This is a genomic window from Virgibacillus ihumii (assembly GCF_902726655.1).
GTDB classification, from domain to species: domain Bacteria; phylum Bacillota; class Bacilli; order Bacillales; family Amphibacillaceae; genus Lentibacillus; species Lentibacillus ihumii.
On sequence record NZ_CACVAN010000001.1, the window covers coordinates 2,251,443 to 2,271,620 of the forward strand.

23 protein-coding genes are annotated in these 20,178 nt (G+C 43.9%); 5 read left to right on the forward strand and 18 right to left on the reverse strand.

The features are described 5' to 3' along the window. The first annotated feature begins 78 nt into the window (after positions 1 to 78). The gene (locus HUX68_RS10855) at positions 79 to 1,056 is read left to right on the forward strand and encodes an ornithine cyclodeaminase family protein (protein WP_174614843.1); all 978 of its coding nucleotides are present in this window, start codon (positions 79 to 81) and stop codon (positions 1,054 to 1,056) included. Positions 1,057 to 1,098: 42 nt separating this feature from the next. Further along, positions 1,099 to 2,385: an MFS transporter gene (locus tag HUX68_RS10860; RefSeq protein WP_174614844.1), complete on the forward strand. Its 1,287-nt coding sequence runs from the start codon at positions 1,099 to 1,101 to the stop codon at positions 2,383 to 2,385. Positions 2,386 to 2,602: 217 nt separating this feature from the next. On the opposite strand, the gene HUX68_RS10865 is transcribed toward HUX68_RS10860, so the two are convergent. Next, a complete protein-coding gene (locus tag HUX68_RS10865; protein ID WP_174614845.1) occupies positions 2,603 to 2,926 on the reverse strand; it encodes a nucleotidyltransferase domain-containing protein in 324 nt (107 codons plus the stop codon). Between the two features lie 2 nt (positions 2,927 to 2,928). After that, on the reverse strand, positions 2,929 to 3,330 hold the full coding sequence (locus HUX68_RS10870) for a nucleotidyltransferase substrate binding protein (RefSeq protein ID WP_174614846.1): 402 nt from the start codon (positions 3,328 to 3,330) through the stop codon (positions 2,929 to 2,931). 839 nt (positions 3,331 to 4,169) lie between these two features. On the opposite strand from HUX68_RS10870, the gene HUX68_RS10875 reads away from it, so the two are divergent. After that, entirely contained in the window at positions 4,170 to 5,342 is a 1,173-nt protein-coding gene (locus HUX68_RS10875; protein WP_174616299.1) for an IS256 family transposase, read from the forward strand. A gap of 175 nt (positions 5,343 to 5,517) precedes the next feature. Here the strand turns inward: HUX68_RS10875 and HUX68_RS10880 are convergent, their stop codons facing one another. From HUX68_RS10880 to HUX68_RS10920, 9 genes are all read right to left on the reverse strand, one after another. Continuing rightward, entirely contained in the window at positions 5,518 to 6,225 is a 708-nt protein-coding gene (locus HUX68_RS10880) for a LutC/YkgG family protein (RefSeq protein ID WP_174614847.1), read from the reverse strand. After that, positions 6,222 to 7,649: a LutB/LldF family L-lactate oxidation iron-sulfur protein gene (locus HUX68_RS10885; RefSeq protein WP_174614848.1), complete on the reverse strand. Its 1,428-nt coding sequence runs from the start codon at positions 7,647 to 7,649 to the stop codon at positions 6,222 to 6,224. Before HUX68_RS10885 ends, HUX68_RS10880 begins: the two co-directional genes overlap by 4 nt. A gap of 48 nt (positions 7,650 to 7,697) precedes the next feature. Further along, on the reverse strand, positions 7,698 to 8,411 hold the full coding sequence (locus HUX68_RS10890; RefSeq protein ID WP_174614849.1) for a (Fe-S)-binding protein: 714 nt from the start codon (positions 8,409 to 8,411) through the stop codon (positions 7,698 to 7,700). Between the two features lie 274 nt (positions 8,412 to 8,685). Next, positions 8,686 to 9,393, reverse strand: a complete 708-nt coding sequence (locus HUX68_RS10895) for a FadR/GntR family transcriptional regulator (protein WP_174614850.1) — start codon at positions 9,391 to 9,393, stop codon at positions 8,686 to 8,688. A 90-nt stretch (positions 9,394 to 9,483) separates the two neighbouring features. After that, complete coding sequence (locus HUX68_RS10900; protein WP_174614851.1) at positions 9,484 to 11,070, reverse strand: L-lactate permease; 1,587 nt, start codon at positions 11,068 to 11,070, stop codon at positions 9,484 to 9,486. 506 nt (positions 11,071 to 11,576) lie between these two features. Beyond that, entirely contained in the window at positions 11,577 to 11,816 is a 240-nt protein-coding gene (locus tag HUX68_RS10905; protein ID WP_174616433.1) for a phage holin, read from the reverse strand. Between the two features lie 62 nt (positions 11,817 to 11,878). Next, positions 11,879 to 12,133 (reverse strand): helix-turn-helix domain-containing protein, encoded by a 255-nt coding sequence (locus HUX68_RS10910; RefSeq protein ID WP_174614852.1) that lies wholly within the window; start codon positions 12,131 to 12,133, stop codon positions 11,879 to 11,881. Next, a complete protein-coding gene (locus HUX68_RS10915; RefSeq protein WP_246206665.1) occupies positions 12,126 to 12,302 on the reverse strand; it encodes a YvrJ family protein in 177 nt (58 codons plus the stop codon). Before HUX68_RS10915 ends, HUX68_RS10910 begins: the two co-directional genes overlap by 8 nt. A gap of 3 nt (positions 12,303 to 12,305) precedes the next feature. Beyond that, complete coding sequence (locus HUX68_RS10920; protein WP_174614853.1) at positions 12,306 to 12,932, reverse strand: sigma-70 family RNA polymerase sigma factor; 627 nt, start codon at positions 12,930 to 12,932, stop codon at positions 12,306 to 12,308. A 285-nt stretch (positions 12,933 to 13,217) separates the two neighbouring features. On the opposite strand from HUX68_RS10920, the gene HUX68_RS10925 reads away from it, so the two are divergent. Then, complete coding sequence (locus tag HUX68_RS10925; protein ID WP_174614854.1) at positions 13,218 to 14,795, forward strand: alkaline phosphatase D family protein; 1,578 nt, start codon at positions 13,218 to 13,220, stop codon at positions 14,793 to 14,795. Between the two features lie 619 nt (positions 14,796 to 15,414). Here HUX68_RS10925 and sipW read toward each other — a convergent pair. The 5 genes from sipW to HUX68_RS10950 form a co-directional block, all read right to left on the reverse strand. Continuing rightward, the gene (sipW, locus tag HUX68_RS10930; protein WP_246206666.1) at positions 15,415 to 15,993 is read right to left on the reverse strand and encodes a signal peptidase I SipW; all 579 of its coding nucleotides are present in this window, start codon (positions 15,991 to 15,993) and stop codon (positions 15,415 to 15,417) included. Next, the gene (locus HUX68_RS10935) at positions 15,990 to 16,295 is read right to left on the reverse strand and encodes a hypothetical protein (RefSeq protein ID WP_174614855.1); all 306 of its coding nucleotides are present in this window, start codon (positions 16,293 to 16,295) and stop codon (positions 15,990 to 15,992) included. The genes sipW and HUX68_RS10935 overlap by 4 nt, the downstream gene beginning before the upstream one ends. Before the next feature lie 127 nt (positions 16,296 to 16,422). Beyond that, positions 16,423 to 16,956 (reverse strand): TasA family protein, encoded by a 534-nt coding sequence (locus tag HUX68_RS10940; RefSeq protein WP_174614856.1) that lies wholly within the window; start codon positions 16,954 to 16,956, stop codon positions 16,423 to 16,425. 61 nt (positions 16,957 to 17,017) lie between these two features. After that, the gene (locus HUX68_RS10945) at positions 17,018 to 17,599 is read right to left on the reverse strand and encodes a TasA family protein (RefSeq protein ID WP_174614857.1); all 582 of its coding nucleotides are present in this window, start codon (positions 17,597 to 17,599) and stop codon (positions 17,018 to 17,020) included. A 108-nt stretch (positions 17,600 to 17,707) separates the two neighbouring features. Next, on the reverse strand, positions 17,708 to 19,144 hold the full coding sequence (locus HUX68_RS10950; protein ID WP_174614858.1) for an alkaline phosphatase PhoX: 1,437 nt from the start codon (positions 19,142 to 19,144) through the stop codon (positions 17,708 to 17,710). Positions 19,145 to 19,340: 196 nt separating this feature from the next. On the opposite strand from HUX68_RS10950, the gene HUX68_RS10955 reads away from it, so the two are divergent. Beyond that, positions 19,341 to 19,535: a twin-arginine translocase TatA/TatE family subunit gene (locus HUX68_RS10955; RefSeq protein ID WP_246206667.1), complete on the forward strand. Its 195-nt coding sequence runs from the start codon at positions 19,341 to 19,343 to the stop codon at positions 19,533 to 19,535. 101 nt (positions 19,536 to 19,636) lie between these two features. On the opposite strand, the gene HUX68_RS10960 is transcribed toward HUX68_RS10955, so the two are convergent. Beyond that, positions 19,637 to 19,852 carry a DUF2922 domain-containing protein gene (locus tag HUX68_RS10960; RefSeq protein WP_174614860.1) on the reverse strand — a complete coding sequence of 72 codons (216 nt, stop codon included), beginning with the start codon at positions 19,850 to 19,852 and terminating at the stop codon, positions 19,637 to 19,639. A 44-nt stretch (positions 19,853 to 19,896) separates the two neighbouring features. After that, positions 19,897 to 20,121 carry a DUF1659 domain-containing protein gene (locus HUX68_RS10965; protein ID WP_174614861.1) on the reverse strand — a complete coding sequence of 75 codons (225 nt, stop codon included), beginning with the start codon at positions 20,119 to 20,121 and terminating at the stop codon, positions 19,897 to 19,899. Positions 20,122 to 20,178: the final 57 nt, after the last annotated feature.

The window sequence follows — 20,178 nt, forward strand, 5'->3', positions numbered from 1 at the left end:
ATTATATACTAAATTGAAACAAAATTTAAGCAGTAATTTAATTATTTTGTAAACGATTCCAATAAAAGGAGTGATGGTTTGCTGTTTATTTCGGATCAGGAAATTCAGGAGAACTATTTCATGCGGGATGCTGTCCATGATATTAAGCAAGGTCTCGCGGCGAAAAATAAGGGAATGATTCAAAATCCGCATCGCACCGTTATTGATATTCCCGACAAAGGAGCATCCGCGCTGTATATGCCAAGTGCGGATCTGGAAAATCAGGTTGCTTCGGTGAAAGTAGTCAATATTTTTCCAAACAATCCTGATGTCGGGAAACCGACGACTCAGGGTGTGCTGATGCTGTCAGATGCCTCAGATGGCAAACATTTATGCACGATGGATGCGTCTTTTTTAACAAGACTCCGCACCGGGGCGTTAAGCAGTATTGCAACCGGCAAGATGGCACGGGCAGATGCCAGGACTTTAAGTGTGATCGGAACTGGTGCGATGGCTTTTGAACAGGTATTGGGCGTTTTGGAAGCACGAACTATCGAGACAATTGTGCTCTTCAACCGAACTGCTGAAAAAGCTTACACCTTTAAAGAAAAGTTGGAGAATTTTAGAGTAAAGGCAGACATTCTGATTGCCGCTAACGTGAAAGAAGCAGTAAAACAAGCCGATATCATCAACTGCAGCACACGATCGAAAACTCCGGTTTTTGATGGTAATGATTTAAAGGAAGGAACGCATATAAATGGAATCGGCTCTTTTTTACCAAGTATGCAGGAGGTGGATTTAAGTACCATTAAAAAAGCATCGGTTATCGCGGTGGACGATCTGGCAAGTGTCAAAGAGGAAGCTGGTGAACTAATTCATGCTGCTAACGAGGGGGAATGGAGTTTTTCCAACGTGTACGGTGAACTGAATGATTTTTCACCGGACAAGTCACCCGTCCGCGAAACACCGGAACAAATTACGTTTTTCAAATCAGTTGGGGCAGCTTATTTTGATTTGGAGGTGGCCAAAGGAGTCTATCAAAAGGCGAAAGAAACCGGCTTTGGCACGACAACATGACAAGGCTTAGCAATTTATTTTTCAGAACAAGGGGGAAAATACATGGACAAAAAATTAAAGCGCAAAGTGTTGACCGCAAGCTTAGTCGGAAGTTCAATTGAGTGGTTTGATTTCTTTTTATATGGAACAGTTGCCGGGCTTGTATTGGATGAACTGTACTTCCCGTCATCCGACCCGATTGTTGGACTTATGCTCGCATATTTATCGTTCTCATTAACATTTTTTATACGACCATTGGGTGGTGTCATATTCGCCCACATTGGGGATAAGATCGGACGGAAGAAAACCCTCGTTATTACACTAACGTTAATGGGCGGAGGAACTGTGCTGATCGGGCTCCTGCCGACATATGCGCAAATTGGCGTTGCGGCACCAATTTTGCTGATTTTGCTTCGATTGATACAAGGACTTGGTCTTGGCGGTGAATGGGGCGGCTCACTGCTGTTGGCGGTCGAATACGCTCCGAAAGGCAAAAAAGGTCTGTTCGGAAGCATCCCGCAAATGGGCGTCCCAATCGGGCTGGTGCTCGGCACATTCGCATTGACAATGATGAGCTTGCTGCCACATGAAGCATTTATGGCATGGGGCTGGCGAATTCCGTTCATTTTAAGTGCATTTCTGGTCGTGTTCGGGTTGTGGATCCGTGCCGGCATCAATGAAACACCGGATTTTGAAGAAGCGAAAAAATCCGGCCAGGTTGCCAAACTGCCGGTTGTTGACACATTAAAATACCATTGGCGCGAGGTACTGATTGCTGTTGGCGCAAAAGTCGTTGAAACCGCGCCATTTTATATTTTCGCAACGTTTGTCGTAAGTTACGCAACCAGCACGCTCGCCTACGATCAGATTACCGTCCTGAATTCGATTACGATTGCGACGATCGTCACAGCCATTATGATTCCGATTATGGGAAAACTTTCCGATACAATCGGGCGGAAAAAGATTTATGTAATCGGCTGTATTGCGATGATACTGTACGCATTCCCATACTTCATGCTGCTGTCAGTCGGGCAGGATTGGGCCGTCATTCTAGCGAGCGTGCTTGCACTCGGTATCGTTTGGCCGCCAATCACAGCAGTTCTCGGCACCATGTTTTCTGATTTATTTTCGACAAAAGTACGCTACACCGGCATTTCACTCGGTTACCAGATTGGCGCCGCTATGGCCGGCGGAACTTCTCCGTTAATTGCGACCTGGCTGCTCGGACAGTTCAATAACGCATGGTCACCTATTGCAATATTTATTGTTGTCACAGCTGTTATCTCGCTGATCGCAGTAGCGTTTACGGAGCGGTATAGTAAGGATGCAAGCGTACGAAGAGGAGCATGATTTTGAAGCGGAACAGATTGTGTAGTCAATTTGTTTCGCTTATTGTTTTTAAGTGATGGTGGGGGAATGGAATAAGTTGCTGTCTCCCGGCTTTGCGCTGCTCTCTCCATTTGGACGGGTATCTCTCCCGTTTCGGCATACCTTTTCAACCAATAATGAATATTTTCAACACCATTACTAAAAAAGCAATCCTTCTGACCATGATTGGATTGCTTTTTTATATTTTCCGCATATGTTGACCCTTATCATAAATTTGTACGCCGTATTGCTCGATGTGCGCTGTCAGATTATGATTGGATATTGCATTATAATCAAGAATATCAAAATAGTATGGCAGTGGAAGTTCTTCATTTAATGTTTCACTTAACGTTGCTGCTGTTCCCCATGTAACATTACGTCCGCCGATTGCGATATCCACATCCGAACCCTTTTTATAATTCCCTAATGCCCGACTTCCAAAAATGAAGGCATTTTCAATCTCATCAACGCCATCTAATGCTTCAGTAATTAACTTTATATCTTTATCTGTTAAGCCAAACATGACTACTTCTCCTCCGACAATTTTTCATATAAATGCTTCATGGCCGGCAGGTATGTACCTGCTATTTCATCAACGAATTGTTTCGCCATTTCCTCATCATACGTATGTGTAGTTAAATTCCACTTGGAAAGGGTATCCATCCACACGTGACCATCATCAATCAGATCAGACTGATAAGCTTGTTTAATTGCGTCCCTTGGGCTTTTAATCACATAGCCCTGCGCTTCCAAATAATCCTTTTGCAACTTCCAGGATAATTCGAATGTCATTTCGAACAACTTAATAATACCAGCACGCTCCAATTCATTATCAGCACCTACATTTGCATACTTTTCCAACAACTTGAATGACCGCTCGAAGTTTTCAAACCGTTGCCGCCACCGTACATCCTTTGATGGCCCCATCTCTCCGCCCCCAATTCATGTCTTATGTTATTTATTATACGTGAAGTCAAACTTTTTCATGAAATTGTCTATAAAAAAAATCTTTAAGCCGGAAAACATTTTGTATGAGTCCACCTAACTAAAAATATGTTATACTATTTAAAATAAATTGGCTTCGCATGAGGGGTTGGGGCACACTGTTCTTTTTGGGATACTTCCCAAAGAGGAGGTGATGCATATGGCAGTAGAGACTGTATTAACGCTGATGATATCCTTTGGGATGCTCATCGCGTTTATTGTGTCAGAAACAAACCATAAAAAATAACCCCTCATCCACCTAGCCTGGCTCTGAGGGATCATGTTCCTTGGTGCCTAACCCCTCTTGACGGGGTTGGTCTATTGAAACCGTCTCATGTTGGAGCATGAGGCGGTTTTTAATAGGATATGTTTTTCTGTATTAATTATACCACGTAAAGTACAAATGTACACATATTAATGATTATTATAAAAAATGATGCGACGGATGCATTCGCATGAATTGCCGGGATTTCACACGCCATTTCCAAGCTGTTGTTCACGCGTTCCGGTAATAGTTCGCACGTTTAGGGCTTAGTTCGCATGTTTCAGCTCGAGTTCGCACGGTTAGGAAGCTAATTCGCTCGTTTCAGCTCGAGTTCGCACGGTTAGGAAGCTAATTCGCTCGTTTCAGCTCGAGTTCGCACATTTGGGGTACCAGTTCGCTCGTTTCGGCTCACCCGCGGTTAAGTCCGTATAATTGTGTAAAAGCGAAATAAGAAAGGGCCATATTAATTCCTATGATACAATGTTTTCAACCACAAAAACATAAGGAGGAATTAATGATGACCCAACTACATTTTAACCTAAACATGGACAAGTTAAAAGATGAGATTATGAACTCCAATATGAACGCTATCTATAAATCAACAGCTGTATTAATTCTGAATGAGTATATGGAAAAGGAACGGGATGAATTTTTGGACGTTCCGCCATACGCCCGTACTGGTAGTTCACGTGATTATCGAAACGGCTATTATGAAAGAGAATATTTGATGAGTATTGGAAAGATCAAGTTACGGGTTCCACGGACTCGCAGCGGTGAGTTTTCACCAAGTATTTTTGAAAAGTATCAACGCTGTGACCAGGCTTTCGTTCTTGCCCTGCTTGAAATGGTGGTGAACGGGGTCTCCACACGCAAGGTTCGAAATGTAGTAGAAGAATTGTGTGGAGAGAGCGTATCCAAGTCCTTTGTATCATCGCTTACAGAGAAACTAGACCCTATCGTCAATAAATGGGCGAATCGAAATTTGGCAAACACCTATTATCCGTACATTTTTGTAGATGCCATGTATATCAAAGTTCGCGAGCATCGTAAGGTTGTATCCAAAGCTGTCTACATTGCGACAGCGATAAGCGAGGATAACCAACGGGAAGTGCTCGGATTAAAGGTTGACCATACCGAAAGTTACGAAGCTTGGAAAAGCTTTTTAAAAGAGCTGAAAGGCCGGGGGCTGCATTCACCAAGACTTATGATTTCAGATGCCCATAAAGGGCTCAAAAAAGCAATACAGGAGGAATTCCTCGGAACCTCATGGCAACGCTGCACCGTTCATTTTAAACGAAATATTGTGGATCAACTGCCAAAGAAGGGTATGTCAGAGGTAATCACGGGGTTAAAACGGATTTTTAAAGCCGTTACACCAGATGACGCAAGAAACTTCAAGGAGGAGTTCGTCACGCGTTACGAAGAAGATCCAAAGCTAAATCAAGCACTTAAGACATTGGAAGAAGGCTTCGATGATGCCATTCAGTATCTCAATGAAGAAGAGAAATATCATACATTCATACGCAGCACGAATTCATTGGAACGCCTAAATGAAGAAGTTAGAAGGCGGGAAAGAGTCATTCGTATATTTCCGAATACACAATCCGCCTTCCGTCTAATTGGCGCAGTACTAATGGATTATGAAGGGCAACAAAAGAATAAAAAAAGGTTTATTCGAAACAAAAGTTGAAGAGGATTCCAGCGCGCGAAAATTTGATGTGGTGGGAAGGGCCCTTCCCACCACATCAAATTCACATAAATACCATCATAAGGTTGAAAACTTGTATTGGACTTTTACACATAGATAAGGACTTGACTCACCCGCCAGAGCTCGCACGCTCTAAGCCACACGCCGCCCCATCAAATCAATCATCCACCACAATATACGTCACTTCCACCGGGCCGTGTACGCCAACAATCAGGTTCATCTCGATATCGGCGCTGTTGCTTGGGCCGGTTACGAAGCTGACGCAGGATGATACTTCCTCGCCTTTTGCATGATCGGCGTGAATCTGCCGAACTGCCTGGGTCATGCGCGGCACAATCGTACTTTTCGGGATAATAGCAATATAATTTCTTGGCATCAGGCTGATGGAGCGGCCGTTATGTTTGTTATTAAATAACGTAACCGTACCGGACTCGGCGAGCGTTATATCACTGAACGAAATGCCGACATCGGCCTGCTCGGCAACGCGCATATTTTGCTCGCCGGTCACCTCATCCCACAAATGAACTTCATTGCCTTCCGCACCCAAAATACTATACAGTTCATCCAGATTAAAATCCTTATTCCGCGCGTCATTCGATGCGACAATTTTCTTCCCATCAAACTCCTCAATGGTCTTGCGCAGCACTGTCAGCAGGCCGTCACGATCCGTCCGTTTAAAATTCGTATGGATTACTTCACAATGCTCCCGTAACACATCAACCAGTTCATCACTAGTCGCTCCAGCCAGCACCTCATCTTGCGGGCGCACGCTCCATTCCGGACGCTCCACCCCATCCCGCCGACGTGGACGTCCCATTTTAGAAGCTAGATTATCAAGGAAAGACTCTCTGTTTTGAATCGTCATTTTGCTTTTCCCTCCTTGCTGCGATTTTTGTACCAGGACCGGAATGTCTGCTTGGCTGGTGCCGGAAAATCACGGCTAGCCGTCCAGCCGCTTAATGGCCCCGGCCCTTTGGAGATATTTTCGTCCCTCGACCACGGTTTCATCGCTGTACGTGCCATCGATGCGCTCATTTTATACGCAGCCGGACTCGATCCCCATTTGGCAAAACCTTTCATCGCAATCTGCTCGGATACGGGGGCCATGCCTTCTTCTTCGACGATGATTTGCCGATGCCTGATCAGCTGTTCATGCAGCGGAATTTTTACGGGACAAACTTCGGTACAGGCACCGCACAATGATGATGCGTACGGCAATTCCTTGTGATCTTCATAACCGTCCAATAATGGTGTCAGCACTGCGCCAATTGGGCCGGGATAAACCGAGCCATATGCATGCCCGCCGACATGACGATAGACCGGGCAGACGTTAATGCACGCCGCACAACGGATGCAGTGGAGTGCTGACTGAAATTCCGTTCCTAAAATTTTCGAGCGGCCGTTGTCAACGATGACAAGATGGTAATCTTCGGGGCCATCTGTCTCCCCTTCCAGGCGGGTACCCGTAAACGATGTCACATAGCTCGTCAGTTTTTGTCCGACTGCCGCGCGAGTTAACAGGCTGACCAGAACATCAAGATCCTCCCACGTCGGCACAACCCGCTCCATCCCCATCACGGAAATTTGTGTATCCGGCACACTCGTTACCATACGGGCGTTCCCTTCGTTCGTAACAGTCGTGACCGCACCGGATTCAGCAACGGCAAAATTACAGCCAGTAATACCGACATCAGCAGACATGAATTCCTTGCGCAGCTGCTCACGGGCAAATGCTGCCAGTTCTTCCGGATCATCGGTTTTGCTGTATCCTTTTTTCGTTTCAAACGTTTCCCGGACCTGTTCCTTATTTTTATGGATGGCAGGTGCCACGATATGTGATGGTGGGTCCTCGTCCAATTGCAGGATCCATTCGCCCAGATCGGATTCGACCACATCAGCACCAACCTCTTCCAATGCTTCATTCATGCCGATTTCTTCGGTTACCATCGACTTCGACTTGACCACTTTTTTGGCATTCTTTTTCTTAATGACGTCTTGAATGTATTCGTTCGCCTCCTCGGGCGTTTCAGCAAAAAACACATTCCCGCCGCGTTTGGAGACATTATCACTTAGCAGCTGCAGATAGTAATCGATATTTTCCAATGTATGGGTGCGGATTTCTTCGCCCAAAGTACGCCAGTCTTCCCAATTGCCAAGCTCATCGGCCTGCTTTTGCCGGCCGTCCCTGAAACGACCTTGTGCAGAGGAGACGGCCTGGCGCATGAAGTCATTTTCCACCCCTTCTGCAACACGTTCTTTGTACGGGGCTTCACCTATTTTAATACTCAAAGCGCTTCCCTCCAGATAAAAATAGTTTAATAGCTTCCTGTCAAAAAATTACCGATTCAAAATCTCCGAAATATGAACGACTTTGACGTCCTTTCCTTCCCGCTTCATCCGGCCGCCGATATTCATCAGACAAGCCATATCACCGCCAACCAAATATTCCGCACCAGTTTCCGAAACGTGACGTGATTTTTCTTTTACCATTTCACCGGATATGACCGAATTTTTCACAGCAAACGTTCCGCCAAATCCGCAGCAGTCTTCTTTTAACGGCAACTCTACCAGTTCGGCTCCTTTGACATGTTTTAATAGTGTCATCGGAGCTTCCTTTACGCCAAGAATCCTTGTCATATGGCAGGATGGATGATACGTAATTTTCCCTCTGAATGTCGAGCCAACATCCGTAACACCAAGCACATCAACCAGAAATTGCGTGAGTTCATACGTTTTGGCAGCGAGCTTGTTCGCCTCTTCCTCCCAAACAATATCCCCTTTAAAAATTTTCGGGTATTCCTGAATCATGCCCACACACGACCCGGATGGCCCAACCACATAATCGGAAAACTGAAAAGCTTTGATCATTTGTTTCATAGATTGCTTGGCATCTTCCAAATAGCCACTGTTGAATGCCGGCTGCCCGCAGCACGTCTGCGCCTCCGGAAAATCAACCTCACAGCCAACCCTCTCCAACAGTTCCACGGTATCTTTCCCAACGTTTGAGGAAAAAATATCGCACATACACGTAATAAACAACGAAACTTTCAATGTTGACACCTCCGTTTTTTAGAAAGCAGGTCATCATATGACTTGTGTAAATAGAAAGACTTTAAAATGAATAAAGTCTGATTGATTTATGTTGCGGTCAAATGGGATCTATTAGTTTCCGGGCTCCCTCGATCGACCGTGGAGCTCTTCCGATCGACCTACGCATCTTCCCGATCGACTACAAGGCGCCCTCGATCGACCCACGCATCTCCCCGAATGACTTCCAACCCGCCAATCGAAAATTCAGGCGTTACGTGCGCGTACTCCCCTTATTTCATTCAATATATTCCGAAATCACCTGTTCCACCTCAACCAGATGATTCAGCATCGCATCTTTCGCCCCATCAGGGTTACGCGATTTTATTGCTGCAAAGATCCGCTCATGCTCCTTATAAAGCTGTTGACTTTTTTCCTCGGAATATAACAGCAGACGGCGGGTCTCCCGCATGGATTCCACCATAATATCCGAAACACTGCTCATTAAATTGATGAGCATTTTATTGTGGGAAGCTTTGGCAATGGCCAGATGAAAATCCAGGTCCGCCTTCTCCCCAATGTCTCCTCTTCCCTTGGCACCTTTCATATCCAGCAATGCTTTTTCAATAGGTTCCAATTCATGCTGCAAACGATTTTGCGCCGCCAGTTCAACTGCACCAACTTCGAGAATCTTCCGCACTTCGGACAATTCTCTAATATCATCCCGTTTCATGATTAACGCTGTTGCGACAGGCAAGGAAAATTTGGAAGCGTCAAATTCCTTGATATAGGTCCCTTCGCCTTGACGCATTTCCACGATTCCCATTGCCCGCAGCCCGCTCAGCGCTTCCCGGATTGCGGAGCGACTGACATCAAAGCTTTTTGCCAGCTGCTCCACTGAATCAAGTTTATTACCAGGCTGAAGTTCACCCTTCTTCAGCATATCTATGAATGAATCGGATACTTCTTCGTATATTTTTCGCGTTTTTATCGGTTTAATATCCAATGTATTAATCCACCTTACTACTTATTCGTTACACTAAGTTTACTGGAAAGAAAACAATAATGAAAGTAGTGTTCTTTCAGGTGGCGCAACTTACATAATACTCATGAGAATAAAACCGCCTACTCCTGCCAGAAGTGCATAACCGATAGCTGGTATCAATGTTTTCCGAATGATATCGCCTTCTTTACCTGTCAACCCAACGACTGTCGAAGCCGCCACAACATTATGGACACAAATCATATTTCCAGCCGCTGCTCCAATCACCTGCAATGCGAGGATGATCTGTGGATTCATTCCTACCTGGCTTGCGACACTGTATTGAATTGGTGAAAAGGTCAGTGTCGAAACCGTTGCACTTCCCGTTATAAATGCTCCCAATTCTCCCAAAAATGGCGCTACAAACACCCAGCCGGGTCCAAATGTCGCCGCCAGTGCCTCGGCGATATACTGCGGCATACTGACGAGATCATTTGCATTGATTCCTGAATTGGTAAACACCTGTACCAACGCCAAGGTGGAAAATAACGCAAGACCCGCAGTTTGAATCGATTTAAACGACTCATTGGATGCTTTGGCAAAATTTGAAAAAGATTTCCGCTGAATGATCACAGCAAACACTGCCGCCAGGACCAAAACTGTACCTGGTGAATACAATACTTCCCACCCGGATGTAATCCCTTCAAATCCGAGTATATTTTTCCAGGTAAGATCCACGTATGTTAACGTAAATTCTTTGATCGGATCTATTATTCTGGTAATCAGCAGCAGACCAACCACAACGAGATACGGAGACCACGCCTTGATCAGACTCATTTCCGATTTCTCCGTTTTAACTTCAAAATCATCCTGCAATGCATCTTTCCATGTCGTTTTTGGCATCAGAAATCCTTTTCTGGCAGTGAATGTCGCCACCAACAGCCCGGTTAAGGATGCTAAAATTGCGACAAATTCCTGACCAAACAGTACCGCGTATAACAATGCCGACCCTGTATACACCGCTCCAATAAGCAGAGCCCAAGGTGCCAGTTCAAACACATTTCCCATGCTTTTCTTCTTACCAAAAAATAGTGTTATAACAATCACCAACGCCAGTGGTACAAAGGTTCCGGCAAATAAGTCAATTAACGTTACCTTCACACCAATTTCATTGAAAAATTCCAAATTGGCACCCGGAATGTTACTCAGTCCAATTTGAATCGGTGTACCTACCGCACCAAATGAAACAGATGAACTATCCGCAATTAACGCCAACGCAGCAGCGGCCATCGGATTGAAACCAAGTGCTACCATCAATGGACCAGTCACTGCTGCAGGGGTACCAAATCCAGCCGCACCCTCAATCAATGCACCAAACAGAAACGCCACAATAATGACCTGGACCCGCATATCACTTGAGATATTGCGAAACCCTTCATTGATCCGGTCAACCGCACCCGTATGACGCAGTGTGTTAAGCAGCACAATCGCACCGAACAAGATTAATAGAATCGTTAATGCCTTATGTATACCCTGCAAAATAGAAGCGGTTACAATTGCTCCGCCCATTCCCCATACAAGTAAAGCTAACATGATAACAATAATTGCACTGAAAAACATGCCTTTAACTGCCGGCTGTCTGAAAATAACCAGAAAGACAAATGGGGCAATTATTGCACTTAACGCCACAAGTAATAACAATGTTTAACACCCTCCTGAAACTCGGTAATCGCTTTCATAGTGATTCTAAAAAGTAGGATTAGTATTCACCAACTCTCCATGGCGGAGAAATCGATGTACGTATGCAGATAGATTTATATCTGTCAAAAATTCAGCAGCCAGTCATCTAGTCATCTGATGACTGGATGATATGAATACATTACAATGATTCAAAAAATTTGTCAATCCTATGTCGAAAAAAGTTCAAGAAAGAGATAGGAGGGCAATGGATCTTGTTAATGTGCTTATGGTTTACTTTACAGCAGTATTGGTATAAGGCTTAATAAGGCAAAAAATCTATTGCAACTAGTCATCAACCAGTTGCAATAGATTTTTAGTATTTAACACAAGCAATTTATATTTTGCTTTCATTTAAATCAGGCTGTTTTGATTAGAAAACTTCACTTATCGCATTCAACAGCAAAAACATTCGTTGCACTTATGCAGTAAAAAGGTTTTTATACCTGCTTCCCTATTTAAAACACATATTATTGCAGCCCAGCATTCTTTATAGCCATCTTCTGTTTTTTTCCTTTTTCTGTTATATAATTGTTTTTATACCAGGCAACAAGCGACGATATGACCGTAAACACGGCGGAGACTATTTGCTCCAATTCCTCTCCATTGAACGGCAGCGGTGACTTGCCAAAAATGACAAGAATCTGATTAAATAGTGCAAGCGCAAGTACGATCGTACGAATAACAGTACCTTTATCCAATGTAATCATCTCCTTTTTATTGAATACAACATTATATTTAAAGTCCTTCCATACCGATACATTCCTGAAAATCACAGCAGTCCTTTTGTCTGCTCATCTTTCAGCATGTTAAAAAATTCCCAAAAACCATAAACCTTATCCGCATCATATGTGTGGATGATTTCCATTGTTTTAATGGATAACTCCTGGTATAAATCAGCTTGATTCTGTAGCGTTGTTTGACTTAGTGAGCGTTTAATTTTTGGTTCAAATCTTTCCAGCACGTCTTCTACCGCGTCCACATTGCCATGTTTTGCCTGTTCTGCTAAATCAATCAGTTTAATCATGGTAATCTCTCCTCAGTTCATGAATGGTTTCGGTTAATTCCTGATGTGATTCCTCCAGTTGCTGCACCCTGGCTTCAAAGCGAAACAAGAGAATTAGGGTAATAAGTACAGGAAACCCAAAATTGGCCAGTATCTGCATCATACTTGAGAGATTAGCGATTTCACTCAATGGTTACTTTCCCTCCAATAATTGATTTTTCATTTTTTGCAATGCTTGTTTGCGTGCTTTTGAGATAGACTGCTGTGAAACCTGATCTCTTTTGGCGATCTCCGTATCGGTCATTTCAAACAAATATGCTGATTCTAAAATCGCCTTTTGTCGTGGTGTAAGAGAGTGAATTGCATGATAAAGTCCGGGGTTTTCAATTTTGTTCTCCAGGTGACTTTCTTTTTCAATTACTTCCTGATCAACCGGGATTGTTTGCGGATCTTTCATAAGGTCGACATTAGTGGTTACCGTACCTTCGTCATTTACTACGGGCTGATCCAAAATTAACAGCTGCTGCCTGTAATCGCGACTTCTCCTTTGATCATAACGAACAGCACATCGCTTCAGATTATTCGAGAGCATACCTATTAACCTGATTTCCGCGTAGTGTCTCTGAAATGCATGATCCACCGCCTCTTTCGTTTTTGGATTCGGCAATCGGACGAATTGATCCAGCAGACGTTTGTGTTCATGGATGCTGATAAATGATTGCAATAACGAGTTGCTGAACAATGTTTCATTTTCCCGGATGAATTTATTTGCGTACTCGTACGGTTCCTGTTCCATCTTCGGGATACAATCCAGGTTCATTGCTATCACCCTCCCTGTAGAATAATAAAGGCATTTCCATAAAATGTTTAACAACCAATAAGAACGTTTGTTCTTTATTTTAAACGTGAAATATGTAAAATTCCATAAACCTTATGTAAGTTTTTGTAAAAATTCTTTAATAAAAATCCTTCAATCGAATGGTTGTTTTTCAGCCCATTTTCCTGCCTTTAAACAGTAAAAGGGAGGGATGCTGCGGACTTACAGATGTAACCGCGATACCGACATTCAACAAACTTATCTATTAATGAAAGGGGAATTTTATCCATGGAAAGCAAAAGCCAAAAAATTACTTCATTAATTAATGAGGGACTGAAACCAGCTGATGACGCATTAATCAGTACTGAAATTCCGGAATTCAAGAAAAATCCTTTTCAATTAGGCGTCGCATCCGGTGACCCTTTGCCTGATGGTGTCGTAATTTGGACAAGACTGGCACCTGAACCATTAGCTGAGGACGGATCCGGCGGCATGAAAAATATACGCGTGCCGGTTGAGTGGGAAGTTGCCGCAGACCAAAATTTTAATAAAATCATCCAGCACGGATTTGCAGCAGCGCTTCCGGATTTGGGACATTCGGTACATGTTGAATTGGAGGGGCTCGCGCCATGGCGCTACTATTACTATCGTTTTAAAGTAGGAGATATGGTAAGTTCAATTGGCAGAACCAAAACAGCTCCGGCAGACGGGACACCCATTTCATCCCTGTCCTTTGCGACGGCATCGTGTCAGGCCTGGTATCATGGCTACTATACCGCATACAGACATATGGCTATGGAAAATTTGGATTTCGTGCTTTTCCATGGAGACTATATCTATGAATATCCGATTAATAGTTCCAATTTGGTCCGGGAAGTAAGACTTTCCAATGCCCATAACACAAAAATAGTCACACTGAACCAATATCGGCTCAGATATTCCCTGTTTAAATCCGATTCCGACCTTCAGGCTGCACATGCTGCTTTCCCGTGGATTGTGACATGGGATGATCATGAAGTGGAAAACAACTATGCAGATGAGGATACACAGTACAATGCCTCTCCACATCAGTTTATCGAACAGCGTGCAGAAGCATATCAGGCACACTATGAAAATATGCCGCTCCGGAGCATGTCAATACCAGAAGGACCTGATATGCGGATGTACCGGAAATTAACATATGGAAATCTGGCCGAATTTAATGTGCTGGATACACGTCAATACCGTGACGACTATGAAGGCTCCGCGATAGTAAGCGGAGAAGACGCCAAAGTCCGCCTTGACTCCGACCGGACCATATTAGGTGATAAACAGGAAAAATGGCTTCTTGGTAATTTGGAACAATCGGAAGCAACCTGGAATGTGCTTGCACAACAAGTTGTCATGGCACAAATCGACCGGAATCCCGGCGCCGGTAAAAAATTCAGTATGGATCAGTGGGACGGATTTGTTGCAGACAGAGAGCGTATTTTCCAGGCATTTAACGAATTCAACGTCCAAAATCCGGTTGTTCTAACAGGAGACATCCACCGCCATCTCGCGGCAAATCTTAAAAAGGACTTTACCAATCCAGCTTCCGAAACAATCGGAACGGAATTTGTCACAACATCCATTGCATCAGGTAAAGACGGCGAAGTACATGATGACTCAGCTGATAAATGGCTCTCGAATGATCATGTGAAATTATACAATGCACAACGCGGATATGTGCGTTGTCATGTAACACCGGACAAATGGGATACGGACTTCCTTGTGCTGCCGTATATTTCCACGCCCGGAGCTCCAATCGAAACCTATGCAAGCTTCACGGTGGAGAACGGAAAACCAGGTCTGCAAAAGCTGGAAAAAGAATTAGTCAGCAAATAATGGTTTTTCCCTTACTTATAGCCGGCATTATGATGTTCATAATGCCGGCTTTTTGTTTCATTTTTTTGATGATACTGCGGAGGTAAATTAGAAACCTAGGTGGGATGCTATACAGGAGCATAATCTGGAGCGGAACAGGTTGGCTTATCAATCTGTTCCGCTTATTGATTTTGAGCGGTATTGCGGGAATAGAATATGTTGCTCTCTCCAGATTTTGTGCTCCCTCCCGACTTTGTGCTGCTGTCTCCCGACTTTGTGTTCTCTCTCCCGACTTTGTGCCGCTCTCTCCTGACTTTGCGCTGCTCTCTCCCATTTGGACGGGTACCTCTCCCATTTCAGAGCATTCTCTCCCATTTGGAAGAGGCTCTCTCCCGTTTCGGCATACATTTCTTTTTACTTGGTATATAATGCGAGCGGCGATCGAAATCAAGCGAGTAAGGGGCAAAATCGAGTGAACAGTACTCCAAAACGAGCGGGAGACGGCTAATTCAAGCGAGAATGGGATGGAATCGAGCGAAGAGTACTTGAGGAGCACCCCAAAACGGTATGATTGACCAGAAATTTGAATTACTGCGGAGGATTTCGTAATTCCATGACAACTTGAGGGAATATTGGATCGTTATTCCGCGCGCTCTGCACTATTTTTAAGTCTTTTATCCAGTTGCCTTATGGTTCTCCAAATAGTGAAGCCGGCGTACCCCAGCAACAGAACACCAGGTATGATCATAAATAATATGCTTCCACTCGAGGATTGAACAAAATTGATGGCGTAACCTGCATATGGAATTGTAAACCCGGTATACAACCCTACAACATTCTCAGCTAAAACCGGGGCTGAATCCGGGGCATCATTATTATCCCCTTTGGTGGTGTATACCGCACCCTTGTCTGTTGATGAAACCTTAGTAATCCGGTGGGTAATTAATTTATTTTCTTCACCAACAAACGTGATCACATCACCTGGCTGAAAATTTGATTTTTCTCCTTCTTCCACAGATTTTACAGCAATGAGCGATCCTGTCTGAATACCAGGTTCCATGGACCCCGATAGGACAGATTTCAATTGATACCCAAATACCTCAGGCTGTCCCCCGGTAAGTTTGGTGGAAATAACCAATACAGCCACACTTATTAATAAAGTGATTAATACACCTGTAACTACGCGATTTGTCCACTTGAATACCATCGTTTTTTTCAACACGTTTCACCTTCTTGCAATAGATTATTGTCTTTATTTGATACGTTATCTGCCTTTGCATTTTCTTTTACTGGCTGAGTCTTATCAGATTCTTCCGGGCAGCCGCCTTCTCTAGCTTCATCGGTTTTTCCATTATCCCATGTTCCAATCGCCACTTCTCCGTTTACATCAAGGTGGTCACTAAAGGATGCAGCGGTATTTGCTGTTAAATAGCCGGCTGAAAATAGAAGGACATACAGGATCATTAAACTTTTAAAAATAATTAACCATAATTTGCTTTGAGGCTTACACTGGTGCTTCATATTTACCTCCTCTTGCATCTGCACCTTTTTTCATTCACCATCAGACGACAACAAGTTATACCTATTGGAATAAAGATGGATCAGGGGCACCGCGGTCCCCATAATCCATCTTTACAAAGCATTCGTATTACAGTTGCACTGCTTCAAATTCCCAATTCAGTTTTAACTGGTCTGTCTGAAAATGATTTTGATTTTCTCCATTGTCTTTAAATGTAATCCGGATCATAAATTGTTTTGCCGTGCTCCCGGCTGGAAATTCCTTGGCAATCTGTTGCGGATTACCGTTTAATTCCGCCAGCGTTTTTTCAAATATCAATTCCTGATTGGATAACAGCTCCACAACAAGGTACTCGCCCATGTTATCACCGTTATTTGGTTCCCCTTTATCAACGATTTCATAGGAAGTAGTTAACGTAATGTCTTTCATATCCATACTTCCTTCATTTGTAAGTTTAAATTGGGTCTCCTGTGTTTCCCCAGGTACGAACGCCTCAACTTGAAAAATAGCCTCTTTATTTAACCCAAGATTCAATGAACCAGTGGTAATCGTATTATTGGTGGAAGCAGTGTCAGAAAAGTAGGCGCTTGTTCCGCCGGTAATCAGGCATATGCCGAGCACCGCTGCGACGAAACTCGTGATGAGCTTGTTTTTTATATTCAATTCAGTCCCTCCTTGAAGCTGGCGGCTATGATGCAAGATTGCGGTTTCTTCAAGGCGTCGCTTATCTGGCTTCGAACGACCATTTGAGTTTCAGCTCATCACCTTGGAATTGATTTTGTTTTTCCCCGTTATCCACAAATTCGAATTGGACATACATCGTATCACTCGTTCCAGTCGGCAAACCACTTGGTTCATTTTCAAATCCCAGGACATTTTTTGCTACCGCATCCGGACTCATATTTTGTAATTCATACAGTGTTTTCGAATAAATGATGTCATTGTATCTGTTACCTTCCGACTTATCTGCGTTTTCAAGGAAATTGACGCGAATATGTTTACCAAAGTCATCTGTATTGTTCCCTTCTGCATCGATTACCTCATAACTTGTTTCTAATAAAACCTCAGATATGTCCAGTGAACCGTTATTTTCCAAATAAAATGTTCGGAGCTCGTAATCGCCCGGCCTTAAATTATCCATATTAACAATAACTTCAGGGTCTACAGCAAGATCGAGGGTACCTGCAGCAAACGTGTTATCCGTTTCGGCCGTATCACTGAAATAAGCAAAAGTGCCCCCGCTTACCAACGAAACTCCCAATACTGCGGATGCGAATCCTAGACCCAGTTTTTTCTTTATGCCCATTATAAAAATCCTCCTAATATTTATTTAACAATGTCGGAGTCTGGATAGTCTGTCTGGTAAATATTCATCATCAAACATAATCGCTTTTCAAAGCTAAAAGGGATTGCATTACAAAATAGGGATTCCATTCCGCTGAAAAGCCGCAGCCTCCAAATCAGACATTCCCTGCATTTCTGCAAAAACGGAAAGCTTGTCCCCAATTTTCGGTCCATAATTTTTTGGTGGTGCAACATGCCCCATCATCCGGCCGCGACCGCGATTTCGGCGTGCGAACGGCCCCCATATTGCAAAAGTCAGCCCGGGCGTTTGAATATTCACGAATAACGTTTTTCCATCTGGAGAGAACGTAGGACCTGCCATTTCTGAATTATTCAGCGCATTTTCTGCAAAAACATATGTATCTCCTTCTGGTGTCAGTCCAATAATGCGATCGGATGCTCCGCCATCTTCAACAATCCATAAGTCTCCCCATGGCGTAACCGTAATGTTATCCGGAGACTCCAGATCATTGGCTGCAGTTGATTCATAAAAAAGTTCCAATGTATTGGTGGAAGGTATGTAACGATAAATTCGTCCAAGGTTTTTACTGCCAGCGTCCGTATCTGAAAACCAAAATACACCCTCTACAAAATGGCAGCCTTCTAATCTGCTGAATTGGATACAGCCCTTCTGCCCGGCTTCCATACTCGGTTTTTCCGGGTCAACATCTTTCCAGACAATGCCATATTTCTTACTTGAATAATAATTGCTTGCTTCATTCTGTGACAATTCCTCAATCGCAGCAGCCTGTAATGTTCCACCTTTTTGCAGTGATCCGATCGTTTGACTGCGGTCTGTTGGCAAATAACGATACAAGTAGCTTGGATCAGCGTCTTCTGTCATATATACAATCCCCGTTGCAGGATCCACGTCCACTGCCTCATGTGAGAAAAGCCCCATTTCCCGGATCGGTGTTTTGGACAGTTTGTTTTCCGGATCAAGCGGATCCACTTCGAAAACATAGCCATGTCCTTCCACCAGCGTTTCTTCACAGGTGATCCATGTTCCCCACGGTGTTCCTCCGCCTGCACAGTTCCGAAACGTACCCGCAGATGTCACATATTCACGTTGCAATTTACGGTCGGGACCCACAACCAATGCGGTCGTTCCGCCAATATTATCCTTATGATACGGATTTTTCCCAATTACCGGATAATCGGACTCCCTGGATAGTTCATGATTGCGTACAAGAATGGTTGAATTGCCTTTCCCCGGGAAGGCAGCCATCCCATCATGCATCGCCGGTACCGGCCGCCCGTCTGAAAGTTTTCCGCCCTCTTCAGACAAGATACGATACTGAAACCCCCTCGGCAGATTCAATACACCGCCTGGGTCTTTTACCAGCGGTCCATACCCGCCAAAGGAACCCTTTGACCTTCCCGGCGCCGCTAATGTACGATTTCCGCTCAGGGAAAGAAGGCCTGATGTTCCCAGCGCGATAGCTGCTGTGCCCATTCCACTCATCTTCAAAAATTTCCGTCTGTCCATGTTTGGCTCACCATTCATTAAAGATTCCCCCTCTTTAAATTTAGCTACCCTTTGGATGGGGTCTATTAGTAGGATATCAGTACAGTATTAATTCACTATATAAATAGTGTAAATTTAATATTAATTCGGTCAATTTTGACGATAACGGAACAAATACCATGTTAAAATAATGCTCAAGAATGATAGAAAACTATTATGGAAAGGGGAAGGTAATGTGTTATCCAGTATCGGTATACCCGGGTTAATTTTAATTATCGCACTGGTTATTTTTGGACCAAAGAAACTTCCGGAAATCGGAAAGGCTACCGGACAAACATTAAAAGAGTTTAAAAACTCCGCTGGTGATTTTGCCGGAGATGAGAAGGAGCAGGATAAAGAAAAAAATAAGAAACATATCGAACAGGACTAAAAAAGCTAAAAGAAAGGTCCTTCTTGCTCCATTGCTTTAAATAACCGCAAAAAAACTGAATAAATTAGGCCAGCGCGTCCCCGCACTGGCCTTGAAATAATTTATGCTAATTCAATTTCCTCCACGTTGCGCTCAACAACACGCGCGCCTTTGATGGATACAATGTCGCCGCCGGACGTTGAAAATGCATTCTGGTTAATGATCTCGTCCATTGCTGCTTTTACTGCAACAGGATCAACCGGCTCAATTGGCTTGTCCAGTGAGTATGTGACGGTTTTACCATCGACATTTAAAAATTTAAGTTCAAGCTTCTTCATTGTGGTTCCTCCTCCCTTTTTTATTTCGGCTTAGTTTCCGTTAATTACGCCTCCGTAATTTCGGAGTTGTCTTTACGTTCAATGTTGACAAGCGGGCGCTGTTGCAACGGAGCAAGCGCATTGGCAATTGTGAAGAGCTGGTCTGCTGTAGCAGCCGTTTTAACGTTGTTGAAACTTTTAGACTTGAACACCTGCTCGCCGGACTCCGGATCCAGTCCATCATCGAGGATCAGGCTCAAACGGGAATCTACCATTTGTGCTACTGCCATGTCGTTCACCTCCCTTCACCCTACTATCGAATGTCAGGTGGAAAAGGTGGCGGCAAA

Coding starts and splice junctions, on each gene's coding strand:
- HUX68_RS10860 (WP_174614844.1), top strand. CDS start 1,099: ATGGACAAAAAATTAAAGCGCAAAGTGTTGACCGCAAGCTTAGTCGGA.
- HUX68_RS10865 (WP_174614845.1), bottom strand. CDS start 2,926: ATGTTTGGCTTAACAGATAAAGATATAAAGTTAATTACTGAAGCATTA.
- HUX68_RS10870 (WP_174614846.1), bottom strand. CDS start 3,330: ATGGGGCCATCAAAGGATGTACGGTGGCGGCAACGGTTTGAAAACTTC.
- HUX68_RS10875 (WP_174616299.1), top strand. CDS start 4,170: ATGACCCAACTACATTTTAACCTAAACATGGACAAGTTAAAAGATGAG.
- HUX68_RS10880 (WP_174614847.1), bottom strand. CDS start 6,225: ATGACGATTCAAAACAGAGAGTCTTTCCTTGATAATCTAGCTTCTAAA.
- HUX68_RS10905 (WP_174616433.1), bottom strand. CDS start 11,816: ATGATTACATTGGATAAAGGTACTGTTATTCGTACGATCGTACTTGCG.
- HUX68_RS10910 (WP_174614852.1), bottom strand. CDS start 12,133: ATGATTAAACTGATTGATTTAGCAGAACAGGCAAAACATGGCAATGTG.
- HUX68_RS10920 (WP_174614853.1), bottom strand. CDS start 12,932: ATGAACCTGGATTGTATCCCGAAGATGGAACAGGAACCGTACGAGTAC.
- HUX68_RS10925 (WP_174614854.1), top strand. CDS start 13,218: ATGGAAAGCAAAAGCCAAAAAATTACTTCATTAATTAATGAGGGACTG.
- HUX68_RS10935 (WP_174614855.1), bottom strand. CDS start 16,295: ATGAAGCACCAGTGTAAGCCTCAAAGCAAATTATGGTTAATTATTTTT.
- HUX68_RS10945 (WP_174614857.1), bottom strand. CDS start 17,599: ATGGGCATAAAGAAAAAACTGGGTCTAGGATTCGCATCCGCAGTATTG.
- HUX68_RS10950 (WP_174614858.1), bottom strand. CDS start 19,144: ATGAATGGTGAGCCAAACATGGACAGACGGAAATTTTTGAAGATGAGT.
- HUX68_RS10960 (WP_174614860.1), bottom strand. CDS start 19,852: ATGAAGAAGCTTGAACTTAAATTTTTAAATGTCGATGGTAAAACCGTC.
- HUX68_RS10965 (WP_174614861.1), bottom strand. CDS start 20,121: ATGGCAGTAGCACAAATGGTAGATTCCCGTTTGAGCCTGATCCTCGAT.